This window comes from Streptomyces sp. NBC_00102 (assembly GCF_026343115.1).
In the GTDB taxonomy this organism is placed as follows: Bacteria; Actinomycetota; Actinomycetes; order Streptomycetales; family Streptomycetaceae; genus Streptomyces.
The window spans coordinates 249,010-266,463 of record NZ_JAPEMC010000003.1 but is presented as its reverse complement, the minus strand read 5'-3'; the positions used below and the strand labels follow the sequence as shown (position 1 = coordinate 266,463).

The following is a 17,454-nucleotide window of genomic DNA, read 5'->3' as shown; positions in this document are numbered from 1 at the left end:
GACCTCCGCTGGTCGAATCGGACCATGCCCACCCCTTCGCGGCCCACCGATTTCGGGCCCTCCGGTTCGTCGTTCGCCGCTTCGGCGCCCTCCGCTTCGGTGCCTGCCGCTTCGAGTGCCCGCCCTCGCATCCGCCATGTCGCCGGTGCCGGTTCCGCCCTCGCCGGTGCCCTCCTTCCGCTCGTGGCCGGTGCCCTGCTGGCGCGGATGGCCGCCGGTGATCCGATGACCTCGGTGAACGCCCTGGCCACCCGCACCGCGGTCGGCGTCCCGGTACCACCCGTGCAGTGGCGCGGCTGCGGTCGCGCGGTGCTGCGCCGGGGCAGGGAGGGCGGGGCGGGCCGGGCGGTGAGCGGTGCCGCCCGGCTCGTACGCGGGGCACGGGCCGGACGGGGCTGACCCTGGGCCGGCCGGGGGCTCGGGGTCGTACCAAACCCCGCGACGAGTGGACGGGCGACCGGCCGGTCCAGGTCGAGTCGCTCGCGTCGGCGAGCTTCCGGGAGGGAACCTGATGAGGCGTCAGGTCCAGGGGGATGGGCTTCTCCCGGCCGTGAGCGGATGATCTGCGCACAACAGGCGCCAGGAGAGGCTCGGTCGGGTCTCTCCGTGTCGCGCGCCGCCGCCCGGATCATCACGACCGCCGGCTTCCGGCGCCTGAGATCCGCACACCATTGGCCCTGGACCGACATCGTCACCCATGCCGTCGAACCCCGCGGCCTGCCCAACCCCGCCCATCGGCAGGGAACGTGCCGCCGTCGACGGCTCAGCATGAATGATCGAGGCCGGTGTCGTGTCAGGAGTTGGACCACGTGCGAGAGGGCAGCACCAGCAGATGGCCGTCGGGGTCCTGAAAGTCACGCCCCAGGTGTCCCCGTACGGATGGTGGGCGGGCACTCGCTTCCCGCCGTGCCGCTCAAGCCGCTCCGCCAGGAAGTCGGGCACTGGTTCGTCGCGGTGGGCGACCAGCAGGTCTTCAGCGGTTGGCTGCGGCTCCACAGGCGCGGCAGGGGCGTGAACGAGTTCCAGATGCCGGCCGGCCTCGGGCCGGCCGACCGTCAGGAGCGGGCTCCGGCCCGGGGGGCCGTCCGCCGCGTGCTGGTACAGGGTGTCGAGACCGTGGACCCAGAAGCGTTCCGCCGGTCGGGAGGTCACGTGAGAGTCGGGCGATGCGGACATGGGCTGAGGCGCCGGCCGGCATCGTTCCACCTCGTGGCAGGGACAGTCCCCTCATGAATCAGCTGCCGTGTCCGTGGGATTGGATGCCGGCGAGCTCAGGGCTAGAGTGACTCGGCGTCATGGGGCGCTGATCCCAGTACCGCATCAGCCAGTGTTCGCCCTGGCGAGGTGCGGCGGGTGATGATCTTTGTGAGACCCTCGGCGTCTCCGTGCACCCCTGCGCATTCGAGGCGGTGAGTCCCATCAACACTGTGACCAGTCAAGGCTCCCTCCTTCGCAGGGCCTGAGGGGCGCCTGTACAAGGCATTCCGAAAGGCTTGAACCGCTGATGCGCTTCATCTCCTCGACGTCTTCGGACGGCGTCATCGAACAGTTGTTCACCCTCGACGAGATCCCCGGCGTGCTGTGGACGCCGGAAGAGGCCTGCGGCACTCGTCCCCTGATTCTGCTGGGCCACGGGGGCGGACAGCACAAGACGGCCCCGGGCATCGTGTCCCGCGCGCGCCGCTACGCCGCCGAGGGTTTCGCGGTCGTTGCGATCGACGCGCCCAACCACGGAGACCGGCACAAGGACGAGGAGTTCGGCCGGATCGCGTCCGAGATGCGGGCCGGCATGGCCGCCGGTGAGAATCCGGGCGCGCTTGTCGCCGGCATGCACAGCCATCTGGCCCCACAGGCCGTCGCGGACTGGCAAGCGGTCCTGACCGCGGTCCAGCGACTCGACCAGGTCGGTGTCGGCCCTGTGGGCTACTGCGGCATGTCGATGGGCTGCGGGCTCGGCATCCCGCTCATCGCCGCGGAACCGCGGATTCGCGCGGCGGTGCTGGGACTGCTCGGCGTGCACGGGCTGGCCGAGGACGCGGGACGAATCACCACGCCGGTGCAGTTCCTGGTCCAGTGGGATGATCAGATGGTGCCGCAGGACCAGAGCCTGGCGTTGTTCGACGCCCTTGCCTCGGCTGAGAAGACGCTGCACGCCAACCCTGGAAAACACGGGGATGTGCCGTCGTTCGAAGTGGACAGCTCGCTGCGGTTCTTCGCCCGGCATCTGCGCTGACACGAGACCTCGGTACTCGGCCGCGCCGGCCCGGACCTCGTTGTCGGCCGGCGCGTTCGGTCCGGACTGTTTGGCATGGCTGTGACAACTACTTGCCGCACCTGTCCACGGAGCGGTGCCAACGGGCCGCGACGTGGGCCCGGGTGAACAACGTGGAGATCGAACCGGGGACATGGGTCCGTGGGAGGGCACTCGACCCAGTGTCCCCACTGCCGACTCAGATCGCCCTCGTCCGCCAGGGATGGATGGGACCGCTGCTGACGGTTCTCGCCTCGCGGCGCCAGGCGGACCGGCATCGGCGGTCGGCCGTTGTCCCAGTGCCGCGTCAGCCAGGGTTTGCCGCCAAGGAGCGGCGTCGGGTGCGTGCCGGGCGTCCCGACGGTCTTGAAACCGGCCTCCACTTCCGCGGCGGACCTCCCTCGGCTGTCGGCTCCCACGAGGTCGGCCTCGCCCGGCCCGGAGTGACGGGCGGGCTTCCGGGTCGTGAGGGCCGGAAGCCCGCTGCGCGTGGTCACCCCACCGCGTGCGGCGCGGCGTCCGGGCGTTCGAACTGGGTGCGGTACAGCTCCTCGTACCGTCCGCCGAGGGCGAGGAGCTCGTCGTGGGTGCCGCGTTCGACGATGCGTCCCGCCTCGACGACGAGGATCTGGTCGGCCGCGCGCACCGTCGAGAGCCGGTGGGCGATCACCACCGCCGTACGGCCCTCCAGCGCTTCGGCCAGCGCCTCCTGGACCGACGCCTCCGAGGTGGAGTCGAGGTGCGCGGTCGCCTCGTCGAGGATCACCACCCGCTGACGGGCCAACAGCAGCCGGGCGATGGTGAGCCGCTGGCGCTCGCCGCCCGACAGGCGGTATCCGCGCTCGCCGACCACCGTGTCCAGGCCGTCCGGGAGGGAGGCCACCAGTCCGTCGAGCCGCGAGCGGCGCAGGGCTTCCCAGATCTCGTCCTCCGCGGCCTCCGGACGCGCCAGCAGCAGGTTGGCCCGTACGGACTCGTGGAACAGGTGGCCGTCCTGGGTCACCATGCCGATCGTCTCGCGCACCGAGTCGGCGGTCAGGTCGCGGACGTCCACGCCGTTCAGCCGGACGGCTCCCGCGTCGGTGTCGTACAGCCGGGGGAGCAGCTGCGCGATCGTCGACTTGCCCGCCCCCGAGGAGCCGACCAGCGCGACCATCCGGCCGGGCCGCGCCACGAACGACACGTCGTGAAGCACCTGTGCGCCGCCCCGGTCGTCCAGCGTGGCGACCGCCTCCAGCGAGGCGAGGGAGACCTTGTCGGCGGACGGATAACCGAACGAGACGCCGTCGAACTCCACCGAGACCGGGCCGTCCGGCACCCGCCGGGCGTCCGGCTTCTCGGTGATCAACGGCTTGAGGTCCAGGATCTCGAAGACGCGCTCGAAGCTGACCAGTGCGCTCATCACCTCAACCCGGGCACCCGCGAGCGAGGTGAGCGGCGCGTACAGACGGGTCAGCAGCAGGGCGAGCGAGACGACGGCACCGGGTTCGAGCGTGCCCTGCTGGGCGAAGTGGCCGCCCAGCCCGTAGACCAGCGCGAGCGCCAGCGCGGAGACCAGGGTGAGGGCGGTGATGAAGCCGGACTGCGCCATGGCCGTACGGACGCCGATGTCCCGCACCCGGCGGGCCCGGGCCGCGAACTCGGAGGACTCGTCGGCGGGCCTGCCGAAGAGCTTGACGAGGGTCGCGCCCGGCGCCGAGAAGCGCTCCGTCATCTGCGTGGCCATCGCCGCGTTGTGGGCGGCCGCCTCCCGTTGGAGCGAAGCCATCCGGGCGCCCCGGCGGCGGGCCGGGACGACGAACACCGGCAGCAGCACCAGGGCGAGCAGCGTGATCTGCCAGGAGATGCTGAGCATCACGGCGAGCGTCAGGACCAGAGTGACGAGGTTGGCGACCACACCCGAGAGGGTGTTGCTGAACGCCCGCTGCGCCCCGATGACGTCACTGTTGAGCCGGCTCACCAGCGCCCCCGTGCGGGTGCGGGTGAAGAAGGCCACCGGCATCCGCTGGACGTGGTCGAAGACCGCCGTCCGCAGGTCCAGGATGAGCCCCTCGCCCAGGTTGGACGAGAGCCAGCGGGTGAGCAGCCCGATGCCCGCCTCCGCCAGCGCGATGACCGCGATGAGCAGGGCGAGACGGACGACGGTGCCGTCCTGGCCGCCCTTGACGATCGCGTCGACCACCTTGCCGGCGAGGACCGGTGTGGCCACGGCGAGCAGGGCTCCCGCCACGCTGACGACCAGGAACCGCACCAGCCTCGGGCGGTGCGGGCGGGCGAAGCCGAGGATGCGGCGCAGGGTCGCCCCCGAGAACGGCCGGCGGTCGCGCTCGGCGTTCATCACGCTGTGCAGCGACGACCAGGCGGTGAATTCCATGTCCATGCAGGAGCTCCGGGTTCTTCCGACCGACGGACGGCCCGCAGGGGGCCCGTAGGACAGGAAAGTAGGACCTCAAGCATTGTTGAGGTCAAGGGGTTCGATGTCGCGAGGGGGCCGGTTCCCGTCGCGTGCGGACGCGCCGTGCCCGCACCGGCAGTGTCCGCCATTCCGGAAGCGGTGCGCCCCGCGCGGTGCGAGGGTGGACTCGCGTGCCGCTCCGGCACCCGGACCCGGCGGAAAGGACCACGAGGTGCGTATCGACCTGACGGGCAGGACGGCGGTCGTCACCGGATCGTCGCAGGGAATCGGTCTCGCCATCGCCTCCGGCCTCGCCGCGGCCGGCGCCTCGGTGGTGCTGACCGGACGCGACGAGGACCGGCTGGAGTCGGCTGCGCGGACCCTGCGGGACGGGGTCCCGGATGCGGACGTCCGGGGCGTCGCCTGCGACCTTGTCACTGAGGAGGGCGCCGAGCGGCTCGGGCGGGCCGTCCCCGAGGCCGACGTCCTCGTCAACAACCTCGGCATCTTCGGGGCACGCCCACCGCTGGAGATCACCGACGAGGAATGGCGGACCTACTTCGACACGAACGTCCTCAGCGCGGTCCGGCTGATCCGCCGCTACCTGCCCGGGATGAAGGAGCGGGGCTGGGGCAGGGTGCAGAACATCGCGAGCGACTCCGCGATCGTGATCCCCGCCGAGATGATCCACTACGGGATGTCCAAGACCGCGCTGCTCGCCGTCTCGCGGGGTTTCGCCAAGGAGGCGGCCGGAACCGGTGTGACGGTCAACTCGGTGATCGCCGGCCCCACCCACACCGGAGGCGTCGAGAAGTTCGTGTACGAACTCGTGGACAAGGACCTGCCCTGGGACGAGGCGCAGCGCGCGTTCATGCGCCTGCACCGGCCGCAGTCACTGCTCCAGCGCCTCATCGAACCCGAGGAGATCACCGACCTGGTCGTCTACCTCAGCTCCGCCCAGGCCTCCGCCACCACCGGTGCGGCAGTCCGGGTGGACGGCGGGTACGTCGACTCGATCCTGCCCTGACGGCCGGAGCCGTCCCTGGGGGCTGGCATGATCGGGGGTATGGACGAGAGCATCATCGCCGCGTGTGACGGGGCGTCGAAGGGCAATCCCGGGCCCGCCGCCTGGGCATGGGTGGTCGCGGACGCGGCGGGGCGCCCACAGCGGTGGGAGGCGGGGCCGCTCGGCACCGCCACCAACAACGTCGCCGAGCTGACCGCACTGCGCTCGCTGCTGGAGTCGACCGACCCCGCCGTCCCGGTCGAGGTGCGCATGGACTCGCAGTACGCGATGAACGCCGTGACCAAGTGGCTGCCCGGCTGGAAGCGCAACGGCTGGAAGACTTCGGGCGGCAAGCCGGTCGCCAACCAGGAGCTGGTCGTCCGCATCGACGAGCTGCTGGCAGGCCGTGCGGTGCGCTTCCAGTACGTCCCCGCCCATCAGGTCGGTGGAGACCCGCTGAACGCGCTGGCCGACCAGGCCGCGAGCGAGGCGGCCGTGACGCAGCTGCCCGCCGGTACCGCCCACGGCACGGCCGCCCTGCCCGAACCCGCCCCTTCCCGGGCGGTGAAGAGCGCACCCGCGAAGACGGCGAAGGCAGCCTCCGGCCAAGCCCGTTCGGGGGCCACGATCCGGGCGAAGTTCGCCGGTCGGTGCCGTTGCGGCAAGCCCTACGCCGCCCAGGAGATGATCGCGAAGAACCCGGCCGGCTGGGGTCACCCGGAGTGCCGTACCGAAGCGGTCTGAGCCGTTCCCCGGCCCGGCGGCCCACCGCCGGGCCGTCACGCGCGGCCGGGGACGCCCGTCGGGTGTCCTGACCCGCGCATCCAGTGGTCCGCGCCCGCGCATCCGGCGGTCCGCTTCTCCACGACGAGGCGGCTTCTCCACGACGAGGCCGCGTCTCCACGACGAGGCCGCACGTGCGCGGCGGCGTCGTCGTCGGCCCGGGTACGTGACCCGGGTTTCCCGCCTTTCCCGTGAGGCCCCGGTCCCTGCGAGACCCCTTCCGCGGGCCGGTGCGCCCCCGGGCCGTGCCCCGACGCTCGGCGTGCGCGCCGGGGCGCGGGCGGGGCGGTCGGGTCCAGTCCGTTCAGGCCCCGGGCGTCCAGGCCGCGACCAGCTCCAGAAGGCCGGGGAACCGGGCGTTGAGGTCGTCGACGCGTACCTGGCTGCGGCGTTCGAGCCCGTACTGCCGCTGGCGTGTGACCCCCGCCTCCCGCAATGCCTTGAAGTGGTGCGTGAGCGACGACTTGGGCCGGTCGAGGCCGAACCAGCCGCAGGTGTGGTCGAACCGCTCCGACTCCAGCAGCAGCTTCTGGATGATCGTCAACCGCAGCGGATCGCTGAGCGCGCCGAGCACGGTTTCCAGGCGCAACTCGTCGACCGCCGGCTCCGGGAGCGGTTCGGGCAGGTCAGGGGGTTCCGGGAGCACCCTGATGACGGGGTCGGCGCCCGTGGCCGAAGGCATAGGCAACTCCTTATGACTCGATTCCTATGTACGAGTTCAATCGTACTGCATGCTAAGTTCGACTCAACTCGTACTTGAGAGTCGGGAGGAACGTCATGTCCGAGACTCGGACCACACCTGTCCAGGCGGTCGACGCAAGAGGGCGGAGCGGTACCGCCGGGGCCGGTGCCCCGTTGTGGTGGGTGTGGCTGGCCGCGTGGCCCGTCACCGCGGTGTTCGTGCTGTCGAACGCGGCCACGCCGCTGTACGTGCTGTGGCAGCGCGACATCGGATTCTCCAAGGGCACCCTGACCGTGGTGTTCGCCTTCTACATCGTCGGTCTGCTCGGCTCGCTCCTGGTCTGCGGAGTCGTCTCGGACCGGCTGGGGCGCAAGCCCGTGCTGCTCCCGGCGCTGGCGCTCGGACTCGCGGCCTGCCTGATCTTCGCCACCGCCTCCTCCGTGGCGGCGCTGATCGTGGCGAGGCTGTTCACCGGGATCGCCGTGGGTGCGGTCGTCTCGGCCGGCATGGCCGCGGTGACCGACGTGGCGGGGCCCGAGCGCAAGCGGATCGCCGCTCTGCTCGCCTCCTGCGCGATGGTCTTCGGAGCCGGTCTGGGCCCGCTGCTGGCCGGTGTGCTGTCCGAGACGCTGCCCGCCCCGACCGTGACCGTGTTCGTGGTCGAGGCCGTGGTGCTGGCCACCGCGGTGCTCGTCGTGACGCGCATGCCGGTCCGCCGTCCCGCGGCCCCCGCCAAGGGTGCCTGGGTGCGGGTGCCCGGGGTTCCGCGCGGCAACGGCCGTGAACTCACCCTGGGGATCGCGGTGTTCGCACCCGGGATCACTGCCACGTCGTTCGTGCTGTCGCTCGGCCCCTCGCTGCTGTCGGGTCTGCTCGGTACGACCAGCAGGATCGTCGCGGGGGCCATGGCGTTCGCGATGTTCCTCACGGCCACCGGCGTGCAGTTCGCGGTGCAGCGGCTGAGCCGGCCGGTCATCCTCATGGCGGGTGCGGCGAGTACGGCCGTCAGCATGATCACGCTGATCGTCGCCGTGCACACCTCGTCGGTGACGGTCCTCATCGCCTCCGCGCTCCTCGCCGGTGCGGGGCAGGGGATGGGCCAGCTCGGCGGACTGTCGCTGCTCAACTCCAGTGTCCCGCCGAGGCATCTGGCGGAGGCCAACGCGGCGCTCAACGTGGGGGGTTACATCCCGGCCGGCATCCTTCCGGTCTCCGCCGGCTACCTCAGTGACGCGGTCGGGCTGACCAGCGGGGCGACGACCTTCGGTGTGGTTCTGCTGGGTCTCGCGGTCGCCGGAGGCCTGGTGGTCGTCGGCAGCCGGAACCGGGTGGCGCAGCCCGCCTGACGAGCCCTGGACGGACGTGCTCCCGGTCAGTGGTGCACCGCCGACGGCGGCGGTGCACCACTGACCGGGAGCATTCTCATGCGGAGCGGATCGCGCGGAACAGCAGAGCGCTCAGCGACTGCCAACGACGCACGACGTCCGCACGGCCGTTGAGGACGTCGGACACGTGCTGGGATCCGAAGAACGCGGAGACCAGGGAGCGGGCGGCCTCGTCGGGGGCGACGCCGGGCCGCAGTTCGCCCGCGTCGAGCGCGGAGGTCAGCAGGGACTCGAGAAGTGCGATCCAGTCGACGTACGGGGTGGGCAACTCGGCTTCTATGTGCGGCCGTTCGATCTGCAGTCGGGCGCCGGCCTGGATGATCACGTCGTTCTCGAAAGCGTGAGCGGCCAGTTCCAGCATGCGCGCGGCGGTATCGATCGGGTCGAGACCCTCGCCGGCGACCTCGTCGAGCAGGCGCGGCCAGCGTGCGTAGTGCTCCTCCACGATCGCCACCGCGAGTGCTTCCTTGGTGGGGTAGTGGAAGTACACCGCCCCTTTCGTCATCTCGACCCTGTCGGCCACGTCCTTGACCGAGGTCTGCTGGAAACCGCGTTCGCTGAAGAGCTCCGCGGCCCCGATCAGCACGCGCAGGCGCGTGCGGGCCGAGCGTTCCTGCTTGGGGTCCGAACCTCTTCTGACGGGGATCGCCGGGGAGGCGAAGGCGGTGGACTGCGGCTCTGGCATGGAAACCGTCCTCGGTGAGATTGGCGCATACGGGCATGGCGGAAAACAATCTGTCAATATACCTTCCCGAAGGTATATTTCTAGTCCTCGCCACGTGTTGCGTCGGGACGATACCGCTGCGTGGCTTCCACGGCGACCAGGAAGGGAAACCGCGAGCGTGCACGTCATACCTGGACTTGAGGTACCTGTCGGCCACCACCCCGGGCCGGAGCGCCACTGGAAGGGAATGGACTTCGACCACTTCGTTCCGCGTGAATCCGTCCACAAGTCGGCAGACCAGGAGGTGCTCCTGACGGACGCGCGGCTCCTGGACGACGGTCGTATCGCGGTCGCCGCCCGCTGGCGCCGCAGCCACTACCTCGGCCACCGCGGCGGCGCAGCCGATCCGGTCCTCCTCGCCGAGACCGCACGGCAGACCGCGATCCACCTGTCCCACCGCTTCTTCGGCATCGGGCAGGGCCCGGCCTTCGTCCTGAGCGAGCTCTCCGTCGATCTGGACGAAGCGCTCCCGCCGGTCGGTACGGAGCCCCTCAGGGTCGGGCTCCACGTCCGTTGCCGCAGGCCCGACGCCGGTGAACGGCGCCTGCGCTTCGAGCTGGAGGCCGACGTGCTGGCCGGCTCCCGGCGGTTCGGGCGGGTGCGGGTGTGCTGGGAGCCCATGGAACCCCGCCGCTACGCCGTGGTGCGCAAGCGCGGGGGAGGACAGCGGGCAGAAGGCGCGGCGGGGCAGCCGCTGCACAGGGTACGCGCGAGCTCCCCCGCGGAGCGTGACGTCCTCGTCTGCGGCGACCCGGAACGGCCGGACGTGTGGTGGCTGCACCTGGATCTGGAACACGACGTGCTCTTCGACCACGAGACCGATCACGTACCGGGCATGGCTCTGGTGGAAGCGTTCCGACAGGTGGGCGCTGCCGTGACGGGTGACGGGCACCGGGGGGGCCAAGTGGCTCTCCTCGCGGTGGAGTTCAAGGCGTTCGGTGAATTGGACGCCCCGGTGTCGATCCTTGCTGAACCCGCGGGGCTGGACGGGACGGCGCTCACGCTCCGCGCCTGCCAGGGTGACCGGGAACTCGCGTGCGCACGGGTACGGTGCGAAGCGGGCGAGCCCTCCTCGGCCCGGCAGGAGGCGGCGTGCTGACCACACCGCTCGCCACCGTCGGGGAACAGGACGTACGGACCACGCTCGCGGAGGCGGCGCGCCGCGACGCGTGGGGCGCCGAAGAGCGCCGCAGACTGAGCCCGGAGGTTGCCGCAGCCCTGGTCGACGCGGGGTTCCCCCGTCACTTCGTGCCCACCCGGTGGCAGGGCGGGGCGGGGAGTTTCGCCGGACTGCTGGCCGATGCCTCGGACGTGGCGGAGAGCTGCGCCGCCGCCGGATGGTGCGCGGCGCTGTACGCGGCCCACGGCCGACTGGCCGCCTATCTTCCCGAACAGGGACAGCGAGACCTCTGGGCGCACGGTCCGGACGTGCCCGTCGCCGCATCGGTCGTTCCGCCGCAGGGCAGGGCCGAGGCGGTGCCCGGGGGCTGGCGCCTGGACGGACAGTGGCGCCTGGCCAGCGGCGTCGACCACGCGGAGTGGGTGCTGCTCGCGTCCTGGACGCCGGGTCCGGAAGGGCCCGAGCACCGCGTCTTCGCCGTGCCGCGCGCGGCACTCTCCGTACAGGACACCTGGTACTCCGTCGGCCTGCGGGGGAGCGGCAGCAACAGCGTCACCGCCGACGGCGTCGCCGTGCCCGCCCACCGTTCCTTCCCCCTGGGCGCGCTGCTGGAGCCACTGCCCGACGCAGCCCGCTGCCACCAGGTTCCGTACCCGATGGTCGCCTCGCTGATCTTCGCCGCGCCCGTGCTCGGGGCGGCCCGCGCGGCGCTGCGGGCGTGGACGGCCGAGTGTGCCCGGCCGGCCCCGCGCGGGGCGGGGCAGGCGACTCTCCTGGCGCGTGCTTCGGCGCAGATCCACGCGGCGGGCCTGCTCCTCGCCGGCGCGGCGGACCGCGCGGACCGGGGCGAGATCACCCCGCTCACGGTGGCCGAGAACCGCCGCGACGCCGCGACGGCGGCGCTCCTCTGCCGTGAATCGGTCGACGAGCTCTTCCACGCCTCGGGCATGCGTGGACAGCACCCCGACAGCCCGGTGCAGCGGGCCTGGCGGGACGTCACCACGGCCGCGGGACACGGGGCGCTCGCGGTCGCGAGCGCGGCCGACGCCTACGCGGACGCGATACTGCCCCGGGACGGGCATGCCCGGGGCGGCGGGGGTGCCGGATGACGGCCGTGGACCGGAAGTGGCCGGCGCTCGCGTTCTTCGACGTCGACGAGACGGTGATCGCGGCCAAGAGCATGGTGGCGTTCCGGGAGTACTGGCTGGCCAGGACCGACCCCTCCCGGGCCGAGGAGGATGCCTCCGCCCTGCGGGCCGCGACGCGGACCGAACCGGATCGCGAGGCGCTGAACCGGTGGTACTACCGGCGCTACGCCGGTGTCCCCCTGGCGGACCTCGAAGCCGCGGGCCGGCTCTGGTACGACACGTACCGCAGGGGTGCGTCGGCGTTCGTCCTGGACTCCGTCGAGGCCCTCGCCGAGCAACGGGCGGCGGGTCGCGGGATCGTCCTGGTGTCCGGGTCGATGCACCCCGTCCTGACCCCCCTCGCCGAGGAGTTGGAGGTCGCCGCCGTGCTCTGCACCGAGCTGGAGGTGGGGGCCGACGGTCTCCTGACCGGGGAGGTGCTCCGGCCGATGATCGGCGAGGCCAAGGCGGAGGCCGCGATCCGGTTCATGCGGGAACGCGCCGTCGACCCGGGCGACTGCTTCGCCTACGGCGACCACGAGAGCGACCTGGCCCTCCTCCGCGCCGTGGGCCGGCCGGTGGTGGTGGGCGCTTCCGGACCGTTGAACAGCGAGGCGGCGCGTTGCGGATGGACGGTGCTTTCGGGCCGTCCGGGCCCTCTGCGGCAGAAACCCCCGTCGGAGCCATCACGGGTCAGATGCCCTCGCGGGAACCCTTTCTGATGGTATGTATGGGCTTTCTTCAGTAGGGAGCGCGGAACATGGCCATACAGGAACGGGCACGGCGCACGAGGGAGAAGGTGCTGACGGCCGCGGCCGAGGAGTTCGCGGCCCTGGGGTACAGCAGGGCGACGCTCGGCGCCGTGGCCGAGCGCACCGGGATGACCAAAGGCGCGCTCTACGGGCACTTTTCTTCGAAGAAGCTGCTGGCGGGGGCGCTGATCGACGAGGCGCGCCAGGTCTGGGCACATCTGCGGGCCGAGCACGACACTCCGGGTGTCGACGGCCGGAGCGTTCTGGAGAGCGTCGTCATCGGCTTCGCCCGCCGCCTCCAGTCGGACGTGCGACTGCGCGCCGCCGTCCGCCTCGCGTCCGAGTGCCCGGCTTTCGGATGCGCCTTCGCCGATGTGCTCGCCGACGTGCAGAATGCCTTGATGGCCCTGGTGCGCCGTGCGCAGCGCGACAGCGAATTCCCCGCGTACTCGCCGCGCCTCGTCGCCCACCTGCTGATGACGGTGATCTACGGGCTGCTGCACGCTCCCGCCCAGAGCGGAGAGCGCGGGGGGATGCCCGTAGTGGAACCTCTCTGGCGGCTCCTCTTCACGGCGTTGTCCGCCGACCAGGTGTCGGTGGCGGGGCTCGGAGAAGACGATGCCGTTTCGGGTGCGTAAAAAATACCTTCGAGAACGAATTTTCCTGCCATGCTTCACGCGGTGCACGTGGAGCCGACTGGGCACGTTCCTGCGGGGCAGGGGCGACGGAGCTTTGGAGGAAGCAGATGAGCGTGCTTGACGAGTGGGCGGGCCGGCGTGCCCCGGCGGGTGCCGATCCCGGCGGCGGGTTGCCGGCCGCGGTGACCGACGCCGTCCATCGCGCCGTCTCCGACGCGCGGGACGTCGACGACTTCGACATGAGGCATCTCCGGTATTTCCTCACCGTGGTACGCAGCGGGACCGTATCGGCCGCGGCCCAACAGCTCCGCATCTCGCAACCGAGCCTCAGCCAGCAAATACGCCGACTGGAAAAGCGCGTAGGGGCGGCGTTGTTCACCCGTAGTTCGCGAGGGGTTGAATTGACGGCCGGCGGCCGGGCCTTCCTCCGGGAAATACAAGGAATTCCCGGGCAGTTGCGCTCGGCCATCGCGGCCGCGGCCCCCGCTGCGCAGGTCTGGTCCGTCGGCGTCTGCGGCGGAGTGCCGGCCGACGTGCTCATCGAAGTGCAGAACGGGCTGCCCGGAGGCGGTCCGCACGGCGGGCGCGACGCCGGGGCGAGGCTGCGGATGCGCTCGGTGGGCGCGGCCGACCAGGACGACCTGCTGAGGACGGGGGAGCTCGCCTTCGGCATCGTGCGCATGCCGATCCTCTCGCCTCATCTGGTGGGCGCCGTGGTCTGGGACGAGCCGCTCGGCGTCGTCATGGCACGGAAGCACGCGCTCGCCGATCGTACGGAACCGACCTGGAGCGACCTCGCGCGCCAGCGCCTGCTCTGGTACGACGAGGGCTGCGCGCCCGGGTTCGCCGACACCGTCCCCGCCCATCTGGCGAGGCTGGGCTGGAACTCGGTGCTCCACCCGGTCGACCAGGATCAGCACGCCCTGTTCGTGCACGCCCTGGAGACGACCTCCGACCTGGTGGCGCTGCGACCCCGCCGCGCCGTGGAGAAGGAGCCGCACCTGGTGTGGCGGCCCCTTCCCACCAGCAGGCCGCCGCGCGAACGTCTCGCGGTGACCGCGGCCGGCGACAGCCACGCGGCGCGCGTGCTCCAGCGGGTCGCCGGCGAGCGGGGCTGGGGGTTCTTCGCCGAATAGCTCTGCCAACCCCCTCAGCGGCGTGCGTCCCGGGCCCTTCGGCCCGGGACGCACGCCGCTTCCATTCCCTGGCCAGGCGATATAGGGGTCCGCGTATGGCGGTTACGCGATTTACGTCTTGGACCGGCGGCGGAAGTAATCGCTAATGTCATGAGCACAGAGCAGGACGGTTCACCGGGCGGATTCCTTCCACCGGCCGGACTGCGTACCCGCGCACCGAATTCAACGCGGAATTCGGTCTCGCGCACTCCTTTTTCCCACGGCCTGCCGGCCGTCCCCCAGTCGTGCGACAGAAACGGACCAGGGAGCATCGTGATCTCGACCAAGCTGACGGAACTGCTCGGAATCGACCATCCGGTCGTCTGCGCCCCGATGGGCTCCGTGACCGGCGGCGCCCTCGCCGGAGCCGTGACCCGCGCCGGCGGTCTCGGCCTCGTCGGTGTCAGCTACGGCGACGCCGCTTTCATCGACGAACACGTGGCCAGGGCCGCCGAGGCGGGCGGCGTCTGGGGCGTCGGCTGCGTCATGTTCACCTTCGACGACCGGCCGGGCCTCTGGGACAAGGTTCTCGGCTACGCACCGCCGGTCATCGCCCTCTCCTTCGGCGATGCCGCGCAGGTGCACCGGTTCGTCGCGTCGGCCACCGACGCCGGGTCGCGGGTCATCGTCCAGGTGCACGACCCGGAGCAGGCCCTGATCGCCGTGCGTGCCGGGGCGTCCGCGCTCGTGGCCCAAGGCGCCGAGGCCGGCGGCCACCACAAGACGCAGGCCACCCTGCCGCTCGTGCCGGCCGTCATCGAGATCATCGACGGTGCGGTTCCGGTGGTCGCGGCAGGCGGATTCGCCGACGGCCGCGGGCTGGCGGCGGCTCTCGCGCTCGGTGCCGACGGCGTGATGATGGGCACTCGGTTCGCGGCGACCGAGGAGTCGCTGGCCACCACCGGATTCAAGTCCCACCTGGTGTCCGCGCGGACCGCGGACACCGTCGACACCCGCGCGTTCGACGTCGTGCGCGGAATCCCGTGGGACGAGGTCTACCGCGCCCGTTCCGTGAGCAACGAATTCACCCGTACCTGGACCGGGCGCGACGCCGAACTCGCCGCCCTGCGAGCCTCGGTCGAGCCCGAGTGGGCCGCCGCGGTCGCCCGTGACGACACCACCCAGCGCGCCATGTTCGCGGGGGAGGTGCTCGACCTGATCGAAGACGTCCAGCCGGCCGCGCAGGTCGTCCGGCGCGTCGTCGCCGACGCCGAGGAGATCCTCACCGGCCTCGCCCGTCGGATCGCCCCCGCTCCCGGACCCACGGTCTGAACCGCCCTCCGCCACAAGCCACTTCGCACCCACGCCACTTCGCACCCACGGAGAACCCAGAATGATCCACGTACTCACCCTCACCTACCTCACCCCGCGGGAGACCGTTCTCGCCCACATGGCCGAGCACAAGGCATGGCTGCGCGACCACGGTGACCAGGGCCGCATCCTGCTGAGCGGTCCCCGCCCCGAAGGCGGTGCCGTCATCGTGACCGCCGACCTCGACGGGGCCGAGGTGCGCGAACTCATCGAGAGCGACCCCTGGACCAAGCTCGGCATCGCCTCCTACGAGCAGCTCGCCTTCGAGGGCCGCAACGCCAGCCCGGGCGTCGTCACCGCCGCCGTGCCGGACGACGGCGTCTTCCTCATCAACGTGGCCACCACCGAGGACGCGCCCGCCAGCGTGGCCGCGCTCGCCTCCGCGGTCGAGCACGTCGCCGCGACCGCCGACGGTTTCAAGGGCTCGCGCCTGCTGGCGAGCGTCGACGGCGACGCCATCGTCAACTTCGCGGCGTGGACGGACCGGAAGTCCTTCGACGCGATCTTCGAGGACCCCGAGTTCGCCCGCCGCTACCAGGACTTCGCGGGCACCACGACGGGTGCGAAGTACCGGCTCTACCGCACCAGCCGGGTCATCACCCCCAACCGCTGAGCCCGCCCCGCACCCCCACGCCCCCACCCACTCATCCTTCGAGGAGAATTCATGTCAACCTCGTCCACCCCGGCCCCCTACGACCTCGTCGTCATCGGGTTCGGCGCCGCCGGCCTGTCGGCCGCGCTGTCCTTCGCCGAGGCCACCGAAGGCCGCGACACCCCGGCCCGGATCGCCGTGCTCGAACGGGCGACCGAGGAGAAGCGCGGCGGCGCCACCCGCTGGACCGGCGCCTTCCTGCGGATCACCGAGGACCGACAGCTGGACACCGACTGGGCCGACCACGTCGGACGGGTCTCCGGCGGCCTCGCGGACGCCGACTACTGCCGCACGGTCGAGCGCGAGACCCCGAAGGCGCTGAGCTTCGTCGAGAAGCACGGTGTCGAGATCGCCTTCGAGCCCTTTCCCCTGCCGCACACCTTCAACGGCGGCACCCCGTCCATGAACCCGCCGGCCAGCCCCCGCGGCGGCGGCGCCTCGATCGTCGAACACCTTGGCGCCGCCCTGGAGAACGACCCGCGGGTCGAGATCCACTACGAGACCGAGGCGCTCCGCCTGACGACCTCCGACGACGGCACGGTCGACGGCGTCCTGGTCCGCACCTCCGACGGCCACACCCGACGGATCCAGGGCCGTGCCGTGGTCCTCGCCAGCGGCGGCTTCCAGGGCAACACCGAGATGCTCACCCGCTACCTCGGCGACAAGGCCTGCGACCTCCCGCTCATCGCCCCCGGCATCACCAACAGCCGCGGCGACGCCCTGCGCATGGCGCTGGAGCTGGGGGCCGACACCGCGGGCCAGTTCGACGGCATCCACGCCGAGCCGGTCGACACCCGCACCACCAAGGCCGACGCGGTGCTCTACGGCTTCAGCACGGGCATCTTCGTCAACTCCTCCCTGGAGCGCTTCTTCGACGAGGGGCGCGACACCTGGGACAACACCTTCGAACACGTCGGGTACGAGATCTGGAAGAACCAGGGCCAGGAGGCGTACTGGATCGCCGACGCCAAGACCCTCGCCATCCCCGGCTTCCGGAACTCGCTGCTCAGCGACGTCGACCCCGAGCGGGCCGACACCCTGGAGGAGCTGGCCGGCAAGCTGGGCATCGACGCCGAGGGACTGGAGAAAACCGTCGCCGAGTTCAACGCGGCCGTCGTTCCCGGTGAGTTCGACCCGACCCGCCTCGACGGCAAGTCCACCACCGGACTCACTCCGCAGAAGTCCAACTGGGCCGTCCCGCTCGACAGCCCGCCCTTCATCGGCGTACCCCTCACGTCCGCGGTCTGCTTCACCTACGGCGGCGTCCGCACCGACGTCGACGGCCGAGTGGTCACCCCGTCCGGCACCGCCATACCCGGTCTGTACGCGGCGGGAGAGGCCACCGGCCTCTTCTACCACGCCTACCCGCCGGCCACGTCCGTGCTGCGCTCACTGATCTTCGGCCGGCTCGCCGCCCACCACGCGGCCGCCGCCCAGTCCGCCTGATTCCGTC

At 71.5% G+C, this 17,454-nt stretch carries 16 protein-coding genes and 1 pseudogene; 13 read left to right on the top strand and 4 right to left on the bottom strand.

Annotation, left to right across the window (positions count from 1 at the left end; genetic code table 11):
- Positions 1-24: 24 nt before the first annotated feature.
- Positions 25-399 carry a hypothetical protein gene (locus tag OHA55_RS31760; RefSeq protein WP_266713047.1) on the top strand — a complete coding sequence of 125 codons (375 nt, stop codon included), beginning with the start codon at positions 25-27 and terminating at the stop codon, positions 397-399.
- A gap of 394 nt (positions 400-793) precedes the next feature.
- On the opposite strand, the pseudogene OHA55_RS31755 reads toward OHA55_RS31760, so the two are convergent.
- Positions 794-1,198: pseudogene (locus OHA55_RS31755) on the bottom strand (VOC family protein).
- A 306-nt stretch (positions 1,199-1,504) separates the two neighbouring features.
- Here OHA55_RS31755 and OHA55_RS31750 point away from each other — a divergent pair.
- Positions 1,505-2,233 (top strand): dienelactone hydrolase family protein, encoded by a 729-nt coding sequence (locus tag OHA55_RS31750; RefSeq protein WP_266713045.1) that lies wholly within the window; start codon positions 1,505-1,507, stop codon positions 2,231-2,233.
- Between the two features lie 511 nt (positions 2,234-2,744).
- On the opposite strand, the gene OHA55_RS31745 is transcribed toward OHA55_RS31750, so the two are convergent.
- A complete protein-coding gene (locus tag OHA55_RS31745) occupies positions 2,745-4,631 on the bottom strand; it encodes an ABC transporter ATP-binding protein (protein WP_266713043.1) in 1,887 nt (628 codons plus the stop codon).
- A gap of 247 nt (positions 4,632-4,878) precedes the next feature.
- Here OHA55_RS31745 and OHA55_RS31740 point away from each other — a divergent pair, with 247 nt between their 5' ends.
- Both OHA55_RS31740 and OHA55_RS31735 read left to right on the top strand, forming a co-directional pair.
- Positions 4,879-5,673, top strand: a complete 795-nt coding sequence (locus tag OHA55_RS31740; protein WP_266713042.1) for an SDR family NAD(P)-dependent oxidoreductase — start codon at positions 4,879-4,881, stop codon at positions 5,671-5,673.
- Between the two features lie 39 nt (positions 5,674-5,712).
- Complete coding sequence (locus OHA55_RS31735; RefSeq protein ID WP_266713041.1) at positions 5,713-6,396, top strand: ribonuclease H; 684 nt, start codon at positions 5,713-5,715, stop codon at positions 6,394-6,396.
- A gap of 343 nt (positions 6,397-6,739) precedes the next feature.
- On the opposite strand, the gene OHA55_RS31730 is transcribed toward OHA55_RS31735, so the two are convergent.
- A complete protein-coding gene (locus tag OHA55_RS31730) occupies positions 6,740-7,117 on the bottom strand; it encodes a helix-turn-helix transcriptional regulator (protein WP_266713039.1) in 378 nt (125 codons plus the stop codon).
- 95 nt (positions 7,118-7,212) lie between these two features.
- Between OHA55_RS31730 and OHA55_RS31725 the strand changes: the two genes are divergently transcribed.
- Entirely contained in the window at positions 7,213-8,463 is a 1,251-nt protein-coding gene (locus OHA55_RS31725; protein ID WP_266713037.1) for an MFS transporter, read from the top strand.
- A 76-nt stretch (positions 8,464-8,539) separates the two neighbouring features.
- Here OHA55_RS31725 and OHA55_RS31720 read toward each other — a convergent pair whose 3' ends face one another.
- The gene (locus OHA55_RS31720) at positions 8,540-9,187 is read right to left on the bottom strand and encodes a ScbR family autoregulator-binding transcription factor (RefSeq protein WP_266713035.1); all 648 of its coding nucleotides are present in this window, start codon (positions 9,185-9,187) and stop codon (positions 8,540-8,542) included.
- Positions 9,188-9,344: 157 nt separating this feature from the next.
- Between OHA55_RS31720 and OHA55_RS31715 the strand changes: the two genes are divergently transcribed.
- The 8 genes from OHA55_RS31715 to OHA55_RS31680 all read left to right on the top strand — a co-directional run bounded on the left by OHA55_RS31715 (position 9,345) and on the right by OHA55_RS31680 (position 17,447).
- Complete coding sequence (locus tag OHA55_RS31715) at positions 9,345-10,325, top strand: ScbA/BarX family gamma-butyrolactone biosynthesis protein (protein ID WP_266713033.1); 981 nt, start codon at positions 9,345-9,347, stop codon at positions 10,323-10,325.
- A complete protein-coding gene (locus OHA55_RS31710) occupies positions 10,319-11,455 on the top strand; it encodes an oxidoreductase (protein ID WP_266713031.1) in 1,137 nt (378 codons plus the stop codon). Before OHA55_RS31715 ends, OHA55_RS31710 begins: the two co-directional genes overlap by 7 nt.
- Positions 11,452-12,195, top strand: a complete 744-nt coding sequence (locus OHA55_RS31705; protein ID WP_266713029.1) for an HAD family phosphatase — start codon at positions 11,452-11,454, stop codon at positions 12,193-12,195. The genes OHA55_RS31710 and OHA55_RS31705 overlap by 4 nt, the downstream gene beginning before the upstream one ends.
- A 38-nt stretch (positions 12,196-12,233) precedes the next feature.
- A complete protein-coding gene (locus tag OHA55_RS31700; RefSeq protein WP_266713027.1) occupies positions 12,234-12,863 on the top strand; it encodes a TetR/AcrR family transcriptional regulator in 630 nt (209 codons plus the stop codon).
- A 107-nt stretch (positions 12,864-12,970) separates the two neighbouring features.
- Positions 12,971-13,999: a LysR family transcriptional regulator gene (locus OHA55_RS31695; protein ID WP_266713025.1), complete on the top strand. Its 1,029-nt coding sequence runs from the start codon at positions 12,971-12,973 to the stop codon at positions 13,997-13,999.
- A 312-nt stretch (positions 14,000-14,311) separates the two neighbouring features.
- On the top strand, positions 14,312-15,310 hold the full coding sequence (locus tag OHA55_RS31690) for a nitronate monooxygenase family protein (RefSeq protein ID WP_266713023.1): 999 nt from the start codon (positions 14,312-14,314) through the stop codon (positions 15,308-15,310).
- 61 nt (positions 15,311-15,371) lie between these two features.
- The gene (locus OHA55_RS31685; RefSeq protein ID WP_266713021.1) at positions 15,372-15,962 is read left to right on the top strand and encodes a YciI family protein; all 591 of its coding nucleotides are present in this window, start codon (positions 15,372-15,374) and stop codon (positions 15,960-15,962) included.
- Between the two features lie 51 nt (positions 15,963-16,013).
- Positions 16,014-17,447, top strand: a complete 1,434-nt coding sequence (locus tag OHA55_RS31680) for an FAD-binding protein (RefSeq protein WP_266713019.1) — start codon at positions 16,014-16,016, stop codon at positions 17,445-17,447.
- Positions 17,448-17,454 lie beyond the last annotated feature (7 nt).

Bases quoted from the DNA above. Each gene is read 5' to 3' on its own strand.
- OHA55_RS31760 (WP_266713047.1), top strand. From the start codon at position 25: ATGCCCACCCCTTCGCGGCCCACCGATTTCGGGCCCTCCGGTTCGTCG.
- OHA55_RS31750 (WP_266713045.1), top strand. From the start codon at position 1,505: ATGCGCTTCATCTCCTCGACGTCTTCGGACGGCGTCATCGAACAGTTG.
- OHA55_RS31745 (WP_266713043.1), bottom strand. From the start codon at position 4,631: ATGGACATGGAATTCACCGCCTGGTCGTCGCTGCACAGCGTGATGAAC.
- OHA55_RS31735 (WP_266713041.1), top strand. From the start codon at position 5,713: ATGGACGAGAGCATCATCGCCGCGTGTGACGGGGCGTCGAAGGGCAAT.
- OHA55_RS31730 (WP_266713039.1), bottom strand. From the start codon at position 7,117: ATGCCTTCGGCCACGGGCGCCGACCCCGTCATCAGGGTGCTCCCGGAA.
- OHA55_RS31725 (WP_266713037.1), top strand. From the start codon at position 7,213: ATGTCCGAGACTCGGACCACACCTGTCCAGGCGGTCGACGCAAGAGGG.
- OHA55_RS31720 (WP_266713035.1), bottom strand. From the start codon at position 9,187: ATGCCAGAGCCGCAGTCCACCGCCTTCGCCTCCCCGGCGATCCCCGTC.
- OHA55_RS31705 (WP_266713029.1), top strand. From the start codon at position 11,452: ATGACGGCCGTGGACCGGAAGTGGCCGGCGCTCGCGTTCTTCGACGTC.
- OHA55_RS31700 (WP_266713027.1), top strand. From the start codon at position 12,234: ATGGCCATACAGGAACGGGCACGGCGCACGAGGGAGAAGGTGCTGACG.
- OHA55_RS31695 (WP_266713025.1), top strand. From the start codon at position 12,971: ATGAGCGTGCTTGACGAGTGGGCGGGCCGGCGTGCCCCGGCGGGTGCC.
- OHA55_RS31685 (WP_266713021.1), top strand. From the start codon at position 15,372: ATGATCCACGTACTCACCCTCACCTACCTCACCCCGCGGGAGACCGTT.
- OHA55_RS31680 (WP_266713019.1), top strand. From the start codon at position 16,014: ATGTCAACCTCGTCCACCCCGGCCCCCTACGACCTCGTCGTCATCGGG.